Consider the following 18421-nt stretch of genomic DNA (forward strand, 5'->3'; position numbering starts at 1 on the left):
TACCACGCGCATCCAGTGACAGAAAGCGCTGCGATCCCGCGAGAGCGTCTCTGGTCGGAGGGCATCACCGGTGACAACTATCGCTGCACGTCACAGCAGATGTGCCGGGACACGACAGTTGCCACCTGGACACGGTTTCTGTCACCGCGAGCGGCGGCGCGCGGAGGGCTAGGCCATCGGCGCAGGTCGCCGTCACCGGCTCGGTGACAGATGCGCTGTCCACGAAGCCCGTGGTGCCAAGAACTGCGTCCCGCTGGTGACAAGCATCGTGTCCCGGGCGCAGTCGAGCACCAGGTCGAGGACGTCGCTCGGTGACAACTACCGTGTCCCTGCACACCAGTTCCCGCAGCGCGCCGGACAGGCCTGCTCCTACCTACCGCCGGCGGTGGTAGCAAAGGTCGTGGCGGCCGGGCAGGCGAGGCCGAGCAAGGCGATCATCCAGTCCCCGATCGCGACGGTCGTCCCGCAGTTCCCGAAGTGGTCAACGACGAGCAACAGCGTGCCGTGGGCACCTCGACCACGGCGCCGTGGCCCACTTCAGGGCCGGCCAGGGCCCCGGTGGCCCTCGGCCGCGGTGTCCAGGTCGGCGAGGTGCTCGCGGGCCGGTACAAGATGGCGCTGCGGGACATGCGCGCGTCCACCGGGTTCCTCGCCAACGTCGACATGGGTTCGGGGTGCCGCAGGACGTGGCCGGCTGGGCAACGATCCTGCACGCTCCGCACAGCGCCTGACCGTTCGCCGCCGCCGGGGTCCCGCCGGATCAGGGCCCGGCCCGTATGTCCGCCGAACCCCCGCTCTGTGCTGCGGGCAGGCCTCCTGAGCTGGTGTTTCACAGACTGGGCAAGCCTGGCTGCCTCATGGGCAAGCCATGGGTGGACCGTCCTGGGCAAGCCTGCGGGTGCGGTGGGCAAGCCACGTTCGGTGGGCTGGGAGCCGGTCGGTCCTGGGACGGGGCCTGCGGGGAGAAAGCAGGTGTTGGTGGGCATGCCGGATCCGTGGCCTGGACTGTCCTCGGAGGGGGCCGGTGGGCGCGCGCAGGGCTCAGGGGTCGGTGATGCCGAGCTCCTGGGCGGCGGGGCAGATCGAGCAGGTTTCGACCTGGGGCTGGCGGAGCGCGTCGAGTGCCTGCTCGCGGGTTGTGGGCCGCGTCCGGCCGGAGGCGAGGCGGCAGTCGGCGGTGTGGAGGAGCATGCGCCCTTCCCTGCCGATGGGGTGCTCCAGCTTCCATTCGTTCAGCGGGGTGACGGCCGGCCGGTTGCGGGCCGCCTCGGTGACGCGGTCCCGGCGTTCGATCTCGGCGATGCGGCCGCGGATCAACTCCAGCAGCACCAGGCACCAGCGCTCCAGCGTCCGCAGTCGCTCGACGTCGGGCGGCAGAAGCCAGTCCAGGTCGCGTCCGGCGGACATCGCTACGCCTCCCCGTGGGGCCGGAGGCCTTCCGCGGGAATGCCGGTCCCCGCGGCCGCCGACTCTGTGCGGCCCTCGGTGCGTCCGGGGCACAGGCTGGGCAGGGTTCTGTAGATCACCTCAGCATCGTACCTCTGTTCGAATCTCTCGTTCCGCTTCCCGAGGTGCTTGTTCGAATAAGTTTTCGATACGGTGGCTATGGGAGGTGTCGCCGTGGACGACGAGCAGAGGGAACCGGCAGGCGCCGGCTCCTCCATGCTGCATCTGCGCTGCCCCGTGGACGTGGACCCGGTGATCTACCGGATGCTCTGCGGCCTGGTGGCAGAGGTGACCCCCGTGGTCCAGGCGATCCCGCCATCGGTGCTCGTGGCGGACGTGTCGGGGAGCATCCGCTTCTTCGACCGGAACCCGGCCGAGCTCGGGCGGATGATCAGGACCCGGGCCATGGCGCTGTACGGGCTGCCGGTGGTGATCGGCGTCGGCCCCACCTGGTCGGTGGCCGCGATGGCCTCCCGGGACGCCCTGCGCACCGGGTTGGTCGCCGTCGGGGCCTCGCCGGAGCAGGTGGCCGCCTTTCTGCACCACCGGCCGGTCGGGGAGCTCTACGGCATCGGGCGTACCCAGGAGCAGCGCCTGGTGCAGTTCGGGGTGCACACGATCGGTCTGCTGGCGCAGCTGCCGGAGGCGACCGTGCAGCGGGTCCTCGGCGGGCGGGCGGGCCGGGAGCTGCGCGAGGTGGCCCGCGGCATCGACCGCCGGGTGGTGGTGCCGACCGAGCTCCCGCACAGCACGGCCGCGCAGCGGCGGTTCGCCCTCGACACCCTCTCCCCCGAGGCGGTCCGTGCCGCGCTGCTGTCACTGGCGGTCGAGCTCGGCGACCGGCTGCGCACCCGGCGCCAGGCGGCGAGAACGATCACGATGACCGTCACCCTGGCCGACCGGTCCCAGGTCCACCGAAGCCGTCAGCTGCCCGGCGGCCCGAGCGCGCACACCGAGGACCTCCGCGACACCGCGTACGAGATGTTCCGGGCGCTGGGGTTCCAGCGGGCGCGGGTGCGCGGCATCGCGCTGCGCTGCGAGCAGTTGGTCGACGCAGCCGCGGTTGCCGAGCAGCTGTCCTTCGACCAGGGCCGCGAGCGCAGGCTGCGGGCGGAGAAGGCGATCGACTTGCTCAATGCCCGGTTCGGGTCCGGCACAGTGGGGCCCGCGGCCAGCTACCGGCAGGCCGGCTGACGCCCTCGTCCCTCCGTGCCGTCCAGGCGCACACCGCCGTCGCGCTCGGGGAAGTACTTCTCGTACATCCTGAGGTGCCGGCAGTGACCGTGGAGGGTGACCTGGAGCGCCTCGGGTTCCTCTTCGTGCGGCATGGCCTTCCCTCAGCCCTCGCTGTTGACCTCGTCCGTGCCGGCCTTGGGGCGCTTGGCGCCCTTGCGGCCGTCGCGCAGTGCGGCGAGGAGTTCCTCGGGCTCGGGCCGCAGTCCGCTGCCCAGGTAGCGGATTCCTTCGCCTTCGGGTGCGGTGTCGGTGTCCTTGCCGATGGGGTGCCGGCGGCTGGTCGAGGTGCGCCATCCGTAGCGGGAGTCCCACACTGCGGCGGCGGCCGACTGGTCGGTTTCGAGCATCACGGCGGCGGCCACGGCGCCTCCGTCGAGCTGGCGCATCTCGACCTGGGCCTGCTGGGCGATGCCGGCGGCGGCCAGGACATCGGCCGTGTGCTGCAGGTAGGGCTGGGCGCCGCGGGCGCGGAGCTCGCGCTCGGCGAACGTGATGGCGGCGCGGTGGGTGATGGCGGGGTAGCCCAGTTGGAGGGCGGCGTCCTTCAGGTCGAGGCCGCGCTGCTGCTCGACGAGGTCGGCGATGCGTCGGCCGCGGAGGGTGGCCAGGCCGGACTGCGCGGTGGGGAACTTGGTGATGCCGAGGGTGTCGGAGACGGTCTCGACGGTGACGGCGGGGTCGGCCTCCAGGAGCTCGGCGATCCGCGGCAGGATCTGGTCGCGGGGGATCATGTCGCCGCTGCCCGAGGGGCGGCCGCCGCCGGCGCCTCGACCGGGGCGCTTGTCCTTGTAGGCGAGCACGAGGTGCAGGGGCCAGTGCTCGGTGCCCTTGGGGCCTTCGGGCACGAGGACCATGCCGTCGACAAGTTCTTGGTCGCGCTTGTAGGTGTTCCAAGTCACGGGTTCGATGCCGAGTACCTCCGCGGCTTCGTGGCGGTCCAGCAGGTCCTGCGGGTCGACCTTCGCGGGGAGCGTGGGTACCGGTTGGCCGGCGTGGAAGGCCTTGACCTGTTCGCTGTCCCACAGGAGGTTGCGAGCGGAGGGTGAGCTGATGGGCCTGGGGTGGCCCTCGACCCGGTGCATCTGTCGGCTCCGGAAGTAGCCCTCCGACTTGCCTGCCGCCTTGGCCAGGTCGGAGATGGTCCAGACGTACTGCAGGCGTCCGGCGCGGATCATGTTCTTCTCCTTGATCATGGGGCGGGGCGCGCGGGCGCCCCGCCGATCGGGGTGGTCAGTCGTTCGAGGGGTCGGACAGGCAGTTCGGGTTGCACGGCCTGTGGGCCTCGGCACCACATCCGTCGCAGGGACGGGCGGCCGCCTCGATGAGCGGGCGGAGGTAGGCGAAGGCGCTGTCGGCACCGGTGTGCGCCGTGATGCTGCCCGCGCCGATGACATACAGGGCGTGCGGCGGGCGGCTGGTGGTGCGGACTCGGATGCCGGTGGTGTCGCCCGGGCCGGGGGCGAGTCCGGGGATCGCGAGGGTACCGGTGGCAGGGACGGTGGTGATGCCGGCTTCTGCCAGGAGCCCGGCGAGGCGGACCAGTTCGGCTTCGGCGGCCGCCGCGGTGACCGGCCATTCGAATGCGGCGCCCGCGGTCTGCGTCGGGCTGCTGGCGGGGTGTGTCAGGGAGAGGGACACGGGGCCTCCAGGATGCTAAGGGGTGTGCGTTCGGTGCTGCGGGCTGCCACCACCCGCGAAGCAAGAAAACATTACCTAGCTTACATAACTTCTGGCAAGTGCGTTGTTTCCGCAACGCCGCGGCGTGCGGATACACTCAGAGACGAGATACGCCTCTCGGGTCTCCCGGAGTGTGTGTTTTCGGTAGGCCGGCGCCCTTGCCACCCGCTTCGGCGGAAGTGGGCGCCGGCCGCTTTCGTTTCCGCCGGCTTTGCCCACGCACCGGCCAGGCCGCCCTCCCGTGTCCGGCTTCCTGGCTCCGACGCAGTGCTCCTGCGCTAGCCTCGTTGCAGCGTCTACGACTTGGAGACCACGATGCGGATCGTCTTCGAACCGGCCGAACAGGAGGCCCTGCGGGCCGACGCGCGCGAGATGGCTGACAGCGACCCGCGGATGGCCTACGTCCTGGAGCGCCTGGCCGGCGAGGGCGTCGACCTGAACAGCGTCACCTCCTGGGATGACCTGCGCGAGAACCTCGGGCAGCCCCCGCTCGACGACTCCTCCCCCACCTCCAGCGTCGCCTGATGGGGCGGCACGGTGGCCCCAGGCGCGCCCGCATCGTCTTCTACGACGTGGCGCAGGAGCAGATCGAGCGAATGACGGAGGCCGAGCGCCTCCGACTGGACCCCGCTCTGATGACCATCTCCAGGAATCCCGAGATCGGCATCCCGTCGAAGCACGGTGCCATCCGCGAGCACAGCGAGGACGGTGTTCGGATCGTGTACGTGCCGACGGTCTTGGGCACGTTGATCCTGGTCGCCTACGTCGAAACGGACTGACTCCCCAGATACCGAATCGACGACCGCAGCAGAGCCCCGGACTCCCACACCTGCCTGTTTCTGATCTTCGAGCCAGGGCTTCAGCGGGCCGCCCCACCCCATCGGTCAGTCGTCAGGGAGGTGGGGACATGATGGCCTCGTGACCAAAAGCTCGCAGACGCCTCCGGACCGGATCCCGGGCTATGACGGTGGCCCGTTCCGCCACCAGCCCGAACTCCTGGACGAGCACCTGTTCTGGCAGGTCCACCTGCCTCTAGGAGCCACACAGGACCAGGAAATGGGAGCGTTGCTGTCCCAGCTGCTGGGAGGCGATACCTGGCCCGTGTTCACCGTGCCGCTCGCCGGTGACCACCACCTGCATGTGGTCTACCGCGCCTTGGAGGGGGAAGCCGGCATCGACTACCTCGTGCACCACCCTGACTGGGTCGAGGCCGAGACCTTGGCTCAAGACGATGGGCACTTCATGGGACCGGGCCTGTCCTGGGCCGAGCTGACCACCGCGGCCGACAACGGCCTACCCGGCGGCAGCACCACTGACCCAAACGCCCGACTCCTGCTCCTGCTCCCGGCATTCGGCGACGATGCCATACCGGATGACGCTGCCGAGCGCCTGACCGCCGCACTGCGTTCCCGCACCCGCGTTGAGGAGCCCGAGCGGCTTGCTGCGACACTCCTTGAGCATCAGGGGCAGTGTGGCCCCGCACGATGGACGACGGCCGAGGGCGGCTACCTGATCAACGACGGTGGCTACTCCTTCCGTAACCCTGCCAACCACTTTGCCTGGCCGACCGCCCGCCTGACCCAGGTCGCATCGGCACTGACAACTCCCTACCCTTAGGTGTCAAGGGGGGAGGGTATGGCTGCGCGCGGCCCGGCGGTGCGCAACGCTGCGGACTGCTGACGACCGAACCGCAGAACGGGAGCACCCCATGCCGCGCACCTTCCCCGTGTCCCTCGCCGAGGCGTTCCCGACGGTGGCCGCGACCTGGCACCCCACCCGGAACGGCTCTCTCACTCCGGACCGTGTCGGCACGGGCGGCCCGATGATGTGGTGGCTGTGCCCGGCCGGTCACGAGTGGGAGGAGACTGTGATCAGCCGGCGGTCCATGCCGAAGTGGAAGGCCGGCGACATCGCCGCGTGCAAGGAATGTGTCGGGTTCAAGACGCGGCGGGTGTTCCCGGGGTGCGGGTGCGTGAAGACGGTCCGGATCGGCACCCGGGAGGCCGAACACGCCAAGTGCTTCAACTGCCGGAGCCGGGAGTTCGAGGAGAGCGCGCCGCGCGTCAAGGCGGAGTTGTCCGCCGCCGCGAAGGCCTCCGCCAGCCGGGCCGGGGAGCTGCTCGACGCGGTGCGACTACCGGACGGCATGCCGGAGGGCCTGGTCTTGGAGTGGCGCTACTGGGCGGCGAAGCACCTGCAGTACGCCATCGCCGGTGAGCAGGTCCTCGGGAAGGCCGGCGAGACCGACCGGACCGTGGAGCGGGTCACCGCAGCCGCCGGGCGTGCCGTCCCGACCCTGAACGCCTGCGCGGAGGCGGGGCTCCGGGACGGGGTACTGAAGATCTTCGGTCGCGCCCACTGGGCCGACGGCTGGTGGCACGCCCTCGGCGGGGAGCCCGGCCCCGTCGCGTCGGCCGAGGAGCTGAAGGAGTTCACCGGGGTGTTCTTGACCGTCCTGAAGTTGTGGGCGGAGCGCTGGCCGGCCGGCCGGCCGGTGCCGGGCACCACGGCCGAGGTGACTCGGGCCCTGACCCTGGAACTGCGCGGCCTGCTCCAGAAGCTGACGGGAGAGGGTGGGGCGGTCTACGCCGAGTTGCAGGTACCGGTCATCCCCGAGGGTGCGGGCCGGTACGGGCGCGTGGACCTGTTGGGGCGGGCGGGCACCGGATGGTCGGTCGTGGTGGAGATCGACTCCCGGCCGAACTCGGCATCGGCGCAGAAGCTGGAGTTCGTCCGGGACGCGGGCGCGGTACCGGTGTGGGTGCGGTTCGGGGCCGGGCCGGTGCAGGATGTCGACGGGGTGGCCGTCGTGGACGCCCGAGCGCTCGTCCGGTCCCTGACGGAGCACGGCTGACATCAGCAACGGGGGGGCTGCCCGTGATCCTGGCGCTCCGCGACGCAGCGCGGGCCGCGGCGAACGTGCCCGCCGACGCCCGTAAATGTCGGCTCGATGCCCGCTCCTGGTACCGGGGGTTGAGCGGACATCGGTGTCGGATCGTGCGGCAGCGGTCCGGCGGGGCGGGGCGACAGGCCATCACGCCGCGCGGGCGGGGCGGAGGCTCGTGGAAGATGTCACCCCTGGCGACGTGGCTCGTTCTCCGGGGGGAATGGAGATTCGCATGGGCCTGGTGCCGGAGTACGTACAAGGGGTCGATCCCGAGCGCGCGTTGAAGTTCGCGATCAGCCGGATCCGGGGATCCCGGGTGGAGATCATCGAGGGCGACATCGTGCCGGTGACGCCCGGTTGGGGTCATGAGCTGGTGGTGGACGCGGTTCGTGACCGGATCCGTCCCCGTGTGCGTGAGATGGCATGCGTGCTGGGGTCCGGGGACCTCGACCTGCCGGGATCGCCGAACTGGTACTCGCCGGACCTCGCGGTCGTACCCGCCGCGCTGGCGAGAGGCGCCGGCGCCCTGCGCCCCGACCAGACCCTGTTGATCGTGGAGGTCACCGTCCCCGGCGATGGGGAACCCGACCGGATCATCAAGATCGCGCGGTACGCCGAGCACGCAGCTCCGCTCTACCTGCTGGTCGACTCCGAGGAGCGTGTCGTCACGCTGTATTCCGAGCCCCGGCCGCACGGGTATGGCCGTGTCGAAGGCCCTCACCCGTTCGGCTCGTCGATTCGACTGCCCAGGCCGTTCGACTGCTTCTTCGACAGCGTCGACCTCGATCGCCTCATGCCGTGACGCACCGCGGGTCCGGCGGTGATCTGTGGGTCGTCCCACGAAGGGTTCCGCCGCCGGGACCGGCGCGCCGCAGGCATCGCGCAGCTTCGGGGCGGGGGTCACGGTGGGGTCGGGTCGGACGGGATCCGCGGGGGCTGCCGCGCGGCGTACACGTCCGTGGGGGACCATCGGTAGGCGTCCAGGTCGGCTTCCAAGGTGTTCGCGGGGTTCAGGGCGGTCACCGCCTGTGCGGCGGCGCGGAAGTCGTTGTTCATCCGGTACTGGCGGACCACCCATTGGGGTGTGGTGTTCACCTTCTTCGCGGCCTCGGCGAGGTTTCCGCCGGCGGCCAGGACGGACAGGACGATCTGCCGGGCCCGTGCGTCGCGGTCGACGATCGGCATCGGCGTTCGGGGCGCCCGCTTGGGTCGGCCGATCTCGGCGGCTGCCTTGATGCGGTCGGTGCTCTTGGGTACCAGCCTCGCCGCGGCCGCGAGGCTTTTGCGGTCCAGGCGCAGTTGCCGTAGCGCCGCTTTCTGGGTCTGTCCTTCCTCAAGGAGGCGGCAGAAGTCGTCCAGGTGGCGTTGTGCCTGTTCGATCCGCTCGGCCCGTGTCCTGCGCCATTCCTCCAGGGCCCGTTCCTGGGCCTCATCCACGGTGGCTTTGGGTGTTTCGCGCTTGAGACTGCCGGCCTTTCGGGCGTCATTGAGCGACCGGTTGAAGGCCCGTTTCTGTTGCAGGTGTTGGACCCACTCGTAGTTGTGGCCCAGGGCCTTGGCCGCGTCGATGATGCTCTGGCCGTCGGCGACCGCTTCAAGGAGCGCCTGGCCGTCGAGGTCCGTCCGGGTCGGCTGGGCGGGTTTGCGGGCGGTGGGCCGCGCGGGGGTGTCGGCCGGGGCCGGTTTGGGGCGGTTGGTGGCCGTGGGGGCCCAGTCGATGCCGATGCGTTCCAGCAGGGCGATCTGTTCGTCGGTGAGCTGTCCCCGGCGGTGGGCGGTCCGTTGCCGCGAGATCCAGTTGACGAGGCTGTCCCACTCGTCGGTCCGTCGGCGGGGGACGTTGAGGTGTCCGTGTGCTTCGGCGTAGCGGGCGGCCTCGGCGAACCGGGCGTGCCAGCGCGGTGGGGTTCGGTGGCCGCCGGTGTTGCCGCGCGGGACCTGCCACTGCATGTCGAGGGCGTCGAGGTCGGCGATCTGGGCCTTGGTGAGGTTCCCCTCGCGCCACAGGGCGCGCTGGCGGGTGACCCAGGCTGCCAGGTCCACGCCGTCGATCGTCTCTCGGCCGGTGGGGCGCAGGTGGCCGTGTCGGGCGTGGTAGGCGCGTGCGGCCGCCAGGCAGCGGGCCCAGCGCGGGTTGGTTTGCCAGTCGATGCCCAGGGCCTCCAGGGCGGCGGCGATGTCCGAGGGGAGTTTGCCGGCCCTGTGCTTCACGCGGCAGCGGGTGATCCACTGGCCGAGGGTGTGTCCGTCGGGGGTGACGTAGTCGCCCGGGACCGCGAGGTGGCCGTGTTCGCGCCGAAACGCCTGGGCGGCTTCCAGGCGTGCGGGGATCGTGTCGGGGGCCTGCCAGCGGATGCCGAGGGCGTCCAGGGCGGCGGTCCGGTCTGCGGGCAGGGCGGCGCGGCGGCGCATTTGGCGGCAGGTGTGAAGCCATCGGTGCAGGTCGACGCCGTTGACGGTTGTGCCGGGCGTGGTGTCGAGGTGGCCGTGCTCGGCGTGGAAGGCGCGGGCGGCGGCCAAGGCCCGCACGAAGGGGTTCGGTACCTTCCACAGCATGCCTGCGGCTTCCAGGCGTCGGATGTGCTCGGCGGGCAGCTTCCCGGCACTGTACTTGGCGCGCATCTGGCCGACCCACGCGCCCAGCCGGGTTCCGTCCGCGGTGATGTGGCTCTGGGGTACGAGGGTGTCGCCGTGTGCGGCCCGGTAGGCGTCCAGCTGTTTCAGGTGCCGGTCGAGGGAGGTCGAGCGGTGTGCTTCCCACAGCATGCCCAGGGCGTCGAGCGCGGCTTTGCGGGTGTCGGGGAGCGTGCCGGCGCGGTGGGCGGCGCGCTGCTTGCCGATCCAGGAGCCGAGCGCGATGTCGGCTTCGGTGGTGTTCGAGGGGATGTCGAGGTGGCCGTGACGGCGCTGCCAGTCGGCGGCCACGGCGAGGGTCTCCCTCCAGCGGGCCTCGGCCGGGTCCCAGACGATGCCCAGGGCCTCCAGGGCCGCGGCCTGCGAGGCCGGCAGGACACCCTGGCGGCGGTACTGACGCTGTTTGACCAGCCAGTGCCCGAGACGGAATCCGTGCTCGGCGATGTGGCGCAGGGGGATGTCGAGGTGGCCGTGGGCTGCGTGGAAGGCGCGGGCGGCGGCCAGCGCCTCCCACCACGGTGAGGTGCTCTGGCGTACCAGCATCAGTTCGACCTGGTGCAGGACGGCATCGGAGGTGCCCTCGGGCATCTCCACGATGATCTTCTGCGGAAGTTGCGGGGCGGGGCTTGCGCCCGGGGTGGCGCGTTGGGTGTCCAGGGCCAGGCCGAGGGGTTCGTCGTGGGCGCGCAGGGCCCTCACGACGTGCCACAGGGTGGCGTAGTCGCCGGGGTCGAGGTCGCCGATCTCGCCGTCCTCGTCCGGCACGATCAGGGGGACGATGACGAGGGAGGGGCCGGGGTTGTCGGGGGCCAGGCGCAGGGCGCGGCCGACGGCCTGGACGATGTCGACGACGCTGGTCTTGGCGTGGGCGAACAGGACGGCGCCCAGGCCCGGCACGTCCACGCCCTCGCCCATGCAGCGGGCGTTGGAGACGCAGGCCCAGGTGCCGGCGGGCGGGTGGCGCAGGGTGTCGAGGACGCTCGCGCGTGTGGCGTGGTCCATTCGGCCGTGGACGTGGGCGGCGGCCGGTGGGGGCATGTCGGGGGCGATGCGGCGGGCCGTGTCGGGGAGGGTGGCGGCGAACTCCTGCGCGGCCTGGACCCGGTGGTGGAAGGTGACGGCGCGGCGTACTCCGTGTTCGCGTGCGGCGCGCAGCAGGGCGGCCTGCGCGACGAGGGTTTGCAGGGTGGGGGTGCCGGGCCGGCGCTCGATGTACTCGTGTTCGGCGTCGGCGAGCATGGCGCGGGCCTGGCTGTCGCGGATGCCGACCACGTAGAGGCGGTAGTCCTCCAGGTAGCCCTCGGCGATGCCGCGGCTGAGGGGGTAGTCGTACAGGACGGGGCCGAAGACGCTGGTGTCGTCCATGGAGAGGTGGCCGTGGCGGGCCGCGGCGGTCGCGTCGACGCGGGGGGTCGCCGTCATGTAGAGGCGGCGTCGGGCGGGCAGGACGTTCGGATCGACGAGTTGCGCGTTTTGGCCGTCGGGGCGGCCGCTGAGGTGATGGGCCTCGTCGATGATCAGCAGGTCCAGGGGGGTGCCGTGGGCGGTCAGGGCCGCGCCCAGGCGCAGGGCCGACTGGTGGGTGGAGACGATGATGCGGTGGCCGGGGCGGGGGTGGGCCAGCCAGTCGCCGATGACCTGGGGGTCGGTGGTGGTGGGGGCGGGGACGTCGGCTTCGCGGATCGCCTCGTCGTCGCCGATCACCGAATCGTCCGAGCACACCGCCAGAACCGACACCTCGGGGTCCCGCTCGCGCCAGGTGGTGATGATCTGCGCCACCAGTGCCAGCGACGGCGCCAGGATGGCCACGGTGCCCTCGGGGACGAGTTCGTAGGCGGCCTGGCGGGCCATGAAGGATTTCCCGGATCCGCACGCGGCGTGCAGTTGGCCGATGCCGCCGTCGGTGAGGCCTTGGGTGATGGCGGTGATGGCCTCGACCTGGTAGGGGCGGGGGGTGAACGCGACCGGGCTTGCGGGTCCCGGCCCGGGGTGCCGCGGCCTGGGCAGCACGCTGTCGGCGGGACGGACCGGTGTCATCGCGGTGTTGCCTTTCGTCGAAGCAGTCGGGTGTGGATCCGGTGGGTGCACGCTTACCAGCGCAGCCCCAGCAGGTCCAGCAACCGGATGCGGTCGGCGCTGATGCCGCCCTTCTTCACCCGGTTGCGCAGTTGCCGTTGGTGCAGGACCCAGGAACCGAGCCTGCTCCCGTCCTCGGTCCTGTAGGCGTGCGGTACGCGCAGGTGGCCGTGGACGCGATGGTAGGCCTGGGCGTGGGCGTACATCTGGCGCCAGCGGGCGTCGTCGCGTTCCCACACGATCCCCAGTTCTGCGAGCTCGGTCGTGAGCGCGAGCGGCAGTGCGCCCTTTCGGTGTTTGACCCGTTGGGTGTTGAGCCAGTCGCCGAGCCGGTGCCCGTCCTTGGTGCGGTACTCGCGCGGCACGTTCAGGTGCCCGTGCTCGCGGTGGTATCGGCGGGATGCCTCGATGCCGGCCCGCCACGCTTCCACGGCCGGTGTGAGCTCCCACAGCATGCCGAGCCTGTCCAGGGCCGCGACCCGGTCGGCCGGCAACCGTCCGGTGCGGCGCAGGGATCGCTGCCGTATCACCCAGGCGCCCAGGCCCACTCCGTCGGTGCTCCGGAAGGAGTACGGCACCCGCAGGTCGCCGTGCTCGGCACGGTAGCGGGCGGCGGCGGCGAGGTTCACGGCGAAGGCCTCGCCCGACGGGTCCCACGGCATGTCGAGCGCATCGAGCTGCCGGATGCGGTCCTGGTGCAGCAGGCCGCGCCGGTGCTCGTAGCGCCGTTGGGCAAGCCATCCTCCGAGGCGAAACCCGGTGGCGGTTCGATGGTCGGCGGGCACCGAGAGGTGGGAGTGCTCCTCGTGGTAGCGGACGGCCTCGCGATACCCCTCCCACCAGACACTGGTGGTCTGGCGCACCAGCAGCAGCTTCAGATCGGTCAGGAACCGGCTGGTGCCGGGCGGCATCACGACCGTGATCTTCGAGGGCAGCCGCGGGTCTTCTGCCGAGCCGGTGTGGCGGTGGTTGTCCAGGGCCACGCCCAGCGACTCGTCGTGAGCGCGCAGGGCCCTCACGACCCGCCACAGCGTGGCGTAGTCCCCGGGATCGAGGTCGCCGATCTCGCCGTCCTCCTCGGGTACCACCAGCGGCACGATGATCGTGGACGGCCCCGGCACCCGGGGATCACGACGCAGGGCCCGCCCGACCGCCTGGGTGATATCGACGGCCGACCGTTTCGGGTGCCCGAACAGCAGCCCGTCCAACGCCGGCAGGTCGACGCCCTCGCCCAGACAGCGGGCGTTGCTGACGACGGTCCACCCTTCGTCACCGCGCTCCAGGTGGCTCAGGACCTGATCCCGAAACCTATGCTCCATCTCCCCGTGCACATGGGCGGCGTGAAGATGTTCCACTTCGGCCGGCGCCGTACGGGCGAGGGTGCGGTGCAGGGTCCGCGCGAACTCGGCGGCCGTCTCGACCCGGGCATGGAACGTCAGGACCCGACGGATCCCGAACTGCTCGCGGGCCCGCCCCAGAGCGACCTGGGCGACGACGGTCTGGAGGCTGGGCGCCCCGAGCGCGTCCACGTACTCGGTGCCCGTCTCGGCCAACAGCCGGCGCGCCTCGCTGTCGCGAACGCCGATCACCGCGATGCGGTAGTCCTCCAGGTAGCCCTCGGCGATGCCCTGCGCGAAGCGATAGGCGGCGAGGACCGGACCGAACACGTCGACGTCGTCCATGCCCACCGTCAATGCCGCGTCGTCGTCCGCGTGGAAGCGGGCTCCGATCCGCGGGGTGGCCGTCATGAACAGGCGCCGGTGCGCGGGCAGGTACGCGTCGTCGAGCACGCGGCGGATCACCGCGTCGACGGATCCCGCCAGATGATGTGCCTCGTCGAGGATGGCCAGGTCCGCCGTGCGGCCGGCCTCACGCAGTGCCTCGGCGAGACGGCGGGCGGACGCGTAGGTCCCCACGATCAGGTTGCGCCCGCCTCCGATCGCGAGCCGCGCTCGGATCACGGCGACGTCGGTGGTGGTCGCGGCGTCGATGTCGGCGAGATGGGCGGGTGCGTCCTCGACCACCGTCTCGTCGCCACACACGGCCAGCACCGAGTCCAGGCGGGCGTGGGCCCGCCAAGTGGCAAGGGTCTGCGCGACCAGCGACAGGGAAGGCGTGAGGACGACCAGCAGCCCGTCCCCGGGCACCAACCGATTCGCCGCGATCACCCCCATCACCGTCTTGCCCGACCCGCACGCGGCATGCAGCTGCCCGCGGCCGCCGTCCACGAGCCCTTCGTGGATGGCCGCGACGGCTTCCTCCTGGTAGGGCCGTAACGCGATGGTCGCCGTGCTCATGTGCGAGATCCTCCGAAACGCGGGCTGGGACAAGGCAAGCGGGAAGCGCGGCGGCCCGACCCCGGGCACGCCGCGCACCCCTTCTCTACGGGCGGGTCGGCAGGTTTGCCTCGTCCTGTCCTCGGCGCAGCGCCTCCAGGACGGCAATCGTCTGGACGCGGCTCCACGAGCGGATCGCTCGGGCCAGTTCGGCTCGGTCGACGTCGCCGTCGTCGAGGTCGCAGTCCTCCACCTCGCCCGCCAGGAGTCCGGCCGGGTCGTTCAGCCAGGTGACGTCCACGATCGTGCCGCGCACCAGCCATCCCACCGCCTGCCACTGACGTTCCGTCAACGGCGTGATCTCCGCCAACTCCATCTCCAGGAGACGCTCGCCGAGGTCGAGGGGCAGGTAGCCGGGGCGCTCGGCGCCGCGGGCGCGGGCGATGGCTTTGTCGACGGCTCCGACCCGAGTGCCCAACACGGCGGCGACCGCGTCGCGGCCTCCTCGGCCGGCCGCCTTCACGCCGCGGTCGATGGCCAGGGCCCGCCGGTCGGCGATCTGTTCCGACTCGCGGTGCAGCCGGCCCAGCGCCCGGTCCGCGTCGTGGACCTCCCGCAACCAGTCGGGCATCTCGTCGGGTGTCGTGGTCATCTGTGTCGCTCCGAAAGGTAGGGGTCAAGGGGGCGCCGACCCGTCCGAGCCGGCGCCACGTCGGCAGGGGCGGTCAGTCCTCGTCGCGGGCGAGCTCGTCGCGCAGGGTGCGCAGGTAGGACGTCAGCCCGTGGATCTCGACGTGCGGGTACTCCCCCGTCGCCTCGTCGGGGTCGTACTGGCCCTCGGTGAACTCGCGGATCAGGACGGCCTCGATCCCCACGAGCTCCTCGTCCGTGGTCTCGGCGGTGACGCCCGCGTCCTCGGCGCTCCACAGGTCCCCGATGCTGTCGGTGGACCACACCTTGAGGCGGTCCTCGTCGTCGTCCTGACCCTCGTTCAGCAGGTCGCAGCGCGCGCTGATCTGGTCGAACGCGTCCATCGCGTCGTCGGAGAGGATGCGCCCGACCTTGTTCCTGCCGTCCCACTCGATGTCGGAACCGTCCAGGACACGCTGGGCCAGCGGGACGAGTTCCTCCAGCAGGTCGTTGGCGGCCGCCTGGGTCAGGACCGGGATCGCCCACCGCCGGTCGATGCCGTGGTAGACGCTCCCCGGGGTGGAGCGGATCATCGAGTCGTAGGAGGCGAGCAGGACGCCGTCCTCCAGCCCCAGCTCGACGTAGGCGGGCTGGGCCTCGCTCTGCCCCTGGAAGTGGCAGTACAGCCCGTCGGGCTCGTCGACGAGACGCAGGTTGACCTTGAGGTTCTCGGACATGTCGGTACCCTCTCGACGTGGCCCCTCCGGCGCTCCAACGCCGGTAGAGACGGGGCTCGCTGTGCCGGATGACCCCGGCACGAAAGACACTACCCCCCGGGGGATAGTTTTTCTATCCCCCGGGGGGTAGTTGTCGAATCGAACCTTCGTTCATCACGTCGTTCGAGCGGGCGGGCGACCGGTGTTGGGACAGGCCAGGGGGTTCAAGGGCTGGGCGTGGTGCCCGGCGACGTCTTCCGGTGCTGGGTTTTGGAGAGCCGTACGGGGGTCAGCCCCATGTTCCGCGCGCGCAGGTGCAGGCCGAAGTCGTTGCTCAGCACCAGAGTCGAAACGCCGAGCCGGTCCAGCTCGGCAGCGCACAGCAGGATCTCCATGTCCGGGTCGCCGCGGCGGTGCCCCGGCTGGTCGAGGCGGACCTCCAGGGTGGCATCGTCCCGCACGTCCGCCGCCTCGCCCGGAGCAATACCGTCGAGTGTCTTCTCCAGGAAGCGGATGGCGTTGCCGGCCTTTTCGCTCAGGGCGTTCTTGCCCCCCTTCTGGAGGTCGAGCTCGTCGATCACCACGAGCGGGACGACGAGTCGGGCGGTTCGACGACCGAACCCCTGCTCGCGCAGGAACTGGGACCAAATCACCTGATCCGGGCGCTCCCAGTGGTTGAGGGCGTTGGTGTCGTACACGATCGCCACACCGGGCCGCTCCGCGTATCGACGGAGCTCCGCTATGCCCTCCTGGGCCCGCTCGATCGCGGTGATTTGTCGCCTCACCTCACGCACCAGCGTGCCGTGGAGCAACGGAGAATTGCCCGCAGGCGTCGCCAGCTGCCAGTAGTGGCCCGCGTAGAGGCCCTCGCCGAGGTCGGGCTCGGCCAGCGACTGGGCGAGCTGATTGTGGGTATCGGTGACCGTTCGCAGGTAGCGCTCCCACAACCCCTCCTGGTTGTCGATGAGGTTGCGCCACTTCCCCAGCGCGAGAGCGAGGTCCTTCTCGGCGACGTCCAGCGTGTAGCCCGGCTTCAGTCTCATGCCGGCGATCCTCGCAGGGCCGGCCTTCAAGCGGGGGCCCCTTTCCGGCAGGACGGCCGACGTCCTCTTCTCCGTGCTCCGCGACGGAACCTTCTACGACTCCCGGCCAGCCGCAGCAGCCTGACCCTCAGCAGCCTCGCCGCACACAGGGCAGTCACGCTCGTCAACCGAGTCGATCACGACCGGATGACCACAGAAGTCGCACGGACGCATGCCCTCACCCACCGACTCCCCAACAGGCACGTCATCACTCGTGACAGCCACACTGCCACCGACCACCTTGACCAAAGACATGGGGGCCCCGGGCGCGCAGGGATTCCTTCCGGTCGGTTCGACGGGGATCAGTGGTCGTCGGCGACGAGGGCGAGGGCGGCGGCGGCCGTGGCGGTCAGGGTGGTGCACACCGGCACGCCGTGGCGGCGGGCCACGTAGATCAGGTACCGGTTCCGCTCGGGGTTGGGGCAGTCGGGCGGGCAGCCCAGCACCGCCCGGCCCGTCGACACGTCCAGACCGAACTCCACGTTGGTGGTCATGGCGGGCATGGTTCTGAGGTCGCGGGGGATCCAGAAGAGGATCGCGCTCGCCGCGGCGCGGGCGTCGGTCTCCCAGTCGACCTGGGTCTCGTAGCGGTCGGCGCGCCGGCCGTGCCGGGACTCGGGGCTCAGGACGGTCAGCGGCTGGGCGCCGGTCCACTGGGCGGCCAGGGCTTCGACGGCGGCCGGCCGCCAGGACGGGACAGGTGCACTCTTGTCCGGGGTGGGGCCGGCGAGGAAGACGGACGGGCCGGCAGGGATGGGCTCGCGGGCCATGACGAGGCTGATGCCGATCACGAGGACGCTCCGTTCTGCGCGGCGGCGCGGGCGGTGTGCTGCGGGGTCCAGGGCAGGGGCAGGTCGTCGCCGTCCTGGCGCGGCACGACGTGGACGTGGAGGTGGAAGACGGACTGGGTCGCCGCGGCGCCCCTGGAGGTGATGAGGTTGGCGGCGGGGAGCTCGGCCATCAGCTCGGCGGCGCGGCGCATCACCGCGGCGGTCACCTCCGGGTCGGTGCCGGCGTCGGCGACGTGGACGCGCGACAGGACCATGACGTGGCCCTCGGTCACCCCGCCGGTGCGGGGGCGGATGGCGAGGGCGTCGGGCCATTCCCGGACGATGGCGGCCGGGGCCTTGCCGGCGGCGATGGAGCAGAAGGCACAGTTCTGCACGGCGGGCCTCTCCTGGTGGGTGGTCGATCGGGTCTCGTGCGAGGTGGTCAGATCCAGCGGAAGATGCCGCGGATCTCGCTGGCCGCTCCGCTGAGGTTGTCGGCGGGGAGGCTGTAGTCGATGTCGTAGGGGTCCTCGCTCTCCCCCATCACGGCCTGGGCGGCGGCCGCCAGGACGTCGGCGAAGGCGTCGTGGACTCCCGCGTCCTTTAGGGCCTGGACGATGTCGTCCTGGTTGGCGTGGCCGCGGGTGATGGCGTCGGCGAGCAGCCGGAGCGCGGCCGCTGCGGCCGGGGCGAGGTCGGCGAGGTCTCCCCCGTCGGCGGTGAGGCTGGTGCGGGTGGGGGTCTCGATGCCGGTGATCTGGGCGAGGCGGTGCGAAGCGGGGATCTTCTCGGTCACTGCGACTCCTCGGAGTTGGGGGCGGTGCTGAACTGGAGGGTGCCGGGACCGGTGTGCAGACCCGGGTGGCCCGACCCCACAAGAACGCCAACTTCGAGTTGGCGCGTCAGCATGAACTTGGCCAACTAATCATTTGCATGATCGGCTGGTGGTAGACAGCCGCCCCGGACCTGCGGTTACGCGGTCGGGGGCGGT

At 71.1% G+C, this 18421-nt stretch carries 19 protein-coding genes; 6 read left to right on the plus strand and 13 right to left on the minus strand.

What is annotated here, in order from left to right:
- Positions 1-1041: 1041 nt before the first annotated feature.
- Positions 1042-1407: a DUF6233 domain-containing protein gene (locus tag ACZ6ZI_RS35350; RefSeq protein ID WP_469528081.1), complete on the minus strand. Its 366-nt coding sequence runs from the start codon at positions 1405-1407 to the stop codon at positions 1042-1044.
- 213 nt (positions 1408-1620) lie between these two features.
- Between ACZ6ZI_RS35350 and ACZ6ZI_RS35355 the strand changes: the two genes are divergently transcribed.
- The gene (locus ACZ6ZI_RS35355; RefSeq protein WP_469528083.1) at positions 1621-2640 is read left to right on the plus strand and encodes a DNA polymerase Y family protein; all 1020 of its coding nucleotides are present in this window, start codon (positions 1621-1623) and stop codon (positions 2638-2640) included.
- On the opposite strand, the gene ACZ6ZI_RS35360 is transcribed toward ACZ6ZI_RS35355, so the two are convergent.
- The 3 genes from ACZ6ZI_RS35360 to ACZ6ZI_RS35370 are packed head-to-tail and all read right to left on the minus strand — an operon-like array spanning position 2622 to position 4320.
- On the minus strand, positions 2622-2774 hold the full coding sequence (locus tag ACZ6ZI_RS35360; RefSeq protein ID WP_469528085.1) for a hypothetical protein: 153 nt from the start codon (positions 2772-2774) through the stop codon (positions 2622-2624). The genes ACZ6ZI_RS35355 and ACZ6ZI_RS35360 overlap by 19 nt on opposite strands.
- A 9-nt stretch (positions 2775-2783) precedes the next feature.
- A complete protein-coding gene (locus tag ACZ6ZI_RS35365; protein WP_469528087.1) occupies positions 2784-3857 on the minus strand; it encodes a DUF6292 family protein in 1074 nt (357 codons plus the stop codon).
- A gap of 55 nt (positions 3858-3912) precedes the next feature.
- Positions 3913-4320, minus strand: a complete 408-nt coding sequence (locus tag ACZ6ZI_RS35370; RefSeq protein WP_469528089.1) for a hypothetical protein — start codon at positions 4318-4320, stop codon at positions 3913-3915.
- A 342-nt stretch (positions 4321-4662) separates the two neighbouring features.
- Between ACZ6ZI_RS35370 and ACZ6ZI_RS35375 the strand changes: the two genes are divergently transcribed.
- The 5 genes from ACZ6ZI_RS35375 to ACZ6ZI_RS35395 all read left to right on the plus strand — a co-directional run bounded on the left by ACZ6ZI_RS35375 (position 4663) and on the right by ACZ6ZI_RS35395 (position 8048).
- Entirely contained in the window at positions 4663-4884 is a 222-nt protein-coding gene (locus ACZ6ZI_RS35375) for a hypothetical protein (protein WP_469528091.1), read from the plus strand.
- Positions 4884-5138 (plus strand): hypothetical protein, encoded by a 255-nt coding sequence (locus ACZ6ZI_RS35380; RefSeq protein ID WP_469528092.1) that lies wholly within the window; start codon positions 4884-4886, stop codon positions 5136-5138. The genes ACZ6ZI_RS35375 and ACZ6ZI_RS35380 overlap by 1 nt, the downstream gene beginning before the upstream one ends.
- Before the next feature lie 139 nt (positions 5139-5277).
- Entirely contained in the window at positions 5278-5976 is a 699-nt protein-coding gene (locus ACZ6ZI_RS35385; protein ID WP_469528094.1) for a hypothetical protein, read from the plus strand.
- A 91-nt stretch (positions 5977-6067) separates the two neighbouring features.
- Entirely contained in the window at positions 6068-7213 is a 1146-nt protein-coding gene (locus tag ACZ6ZI_RS35390) for a zinc-ribbon domain-containing protein (protein ID WP_469528096.1), read from the plus strand.
- Between the two features lie 265 nt (positions 7214-7478).
- A complete protein-coding gene (locus tag ACZ6ZI_RS35395; RefSeq protein WP_469528099.1) occupies positions 7479-8048 on the plus strand; it encodes a Uma2 family endonuclease in 570 nt (189 codons plus the stop codon).
- 98 nt (positions 8049-8146) lie between these two features.
- On the opposite strand, the gene ACZ6ZI_RS35400 is transcribed toward ACZ6ZI_RS35395, so the two are convergent.
- The 9 genes from ACZ6ZI_RS35400 to ACZ6ZI_RS35440 form a co-directional block, all read right to left on the minus strand.
- A complete protein-coding gene (locus ACZ6ZI_RS35400) occupies positions 8147-11917 on the minus strand; it encodes a Helicase associated domain protein (RefSeq protein WP_469528101.1) in 3771 nt (1256 codons plus the stop codon).
- Positions 11918-11970: 53 nt separating this feature from the next.
- Complete coding sequence (locus tag ACZ6ZI_RS35405) at positions 11971-14253, minus strand: helicase associated domain-containing protein (protein WP_469528104.1); 2283 nt, start codon at positions 14251-14253, stop codon at positions 11971-11973.
- 85 nt (positions 14254-14338) lie between these two features.
- Positions 14339-14884 carry a hypothetical protein gene (locus ACZ6ZI_RS35410; protein WP_469528106.1) on the minus strand — a complete coding sequence of 182 codons (546 nt, stop codon included), beginning with the start codon at positions 14882-14884 and terminating at the stop codon, positions 14339-14341.
- 73 nt (positions 14885-14957) lie between these two features.
- A complete protein-coding gene (locus ACZ6ZI_RS35415; RefSeq protein ID WP_469528108.1) occupies positions 14958-15599 on the minus strand; it encodes a hypothetical protein in 642 nt (213 codons plus the stop codon).
- A 203-nt stretch (positions 15600-15802) separates the two neighbouring features.
- Positions 15803-16621, minus strand: a complete 819-nt coding sequence (locus tag ACZ6ZI_RS35420) for a PIN domain-containing protein (protein ID WP_469528110.1) — start codon at positions 16619-16621, stop codon at positions 15803-15805.
- A 341-nt stretch (positions 16622-16962) separates the two neighbouring features.
- On the minus strand, positions 16963-17451 hold the full coding sequence (locus tag ACZ6ZI_RS35425; protein ID WP_469528112.1) for a nucleoside 2-deoxyribosyltransferase domain-containing protein: 489 nt from the start codon (positions 17449-17451) through the stop codon (positions 16963-16965).
- Positions 17448-17825 (minus strand): HIT family protein, encoded by a 378-nt coding sequence (locus tag ACZ6ZI_RS35430; protein WP_469528114.1) that lies wholly within the window; start codon positions 17823-17825, stop codon positions 17448-17450. Before ACZ6ZI_RS35430 ends, ACZ6ZI_RS35425 begins: the two co-directional genes overlap by 4 nt.
- 47 nt (positions 17826-17872) lie before the next feature.
- Positions 17873-18226, minus strand: coding sequence for a hypothetical protein (locus ACZ6ZI_RS35435; RefSeq protein ID WP_469528116.1), 354 nt, complete (start codon positions 18224-18226; stop codon positions 17873-17875).
- Entirely contained in the window at positions 18223-18351 is a 129-nt protein-coding gene (locus ACZ6ZI_RS35440; protein WP_469528118.1) for a hypothetical protein, read from the minus strand. Before ACZ6ZI_RS35440 ends, ACZ6ZI_RS35435 begins: the two co-directional genes overlap by 4 nt.
- Between the last annotated feature and the right edge of the window lie 70 nt (positions 18352-18421).

The sequence above is a fragment of the Streptomyces sp. NPDC103540 genome, assembly GCF_055584445.1.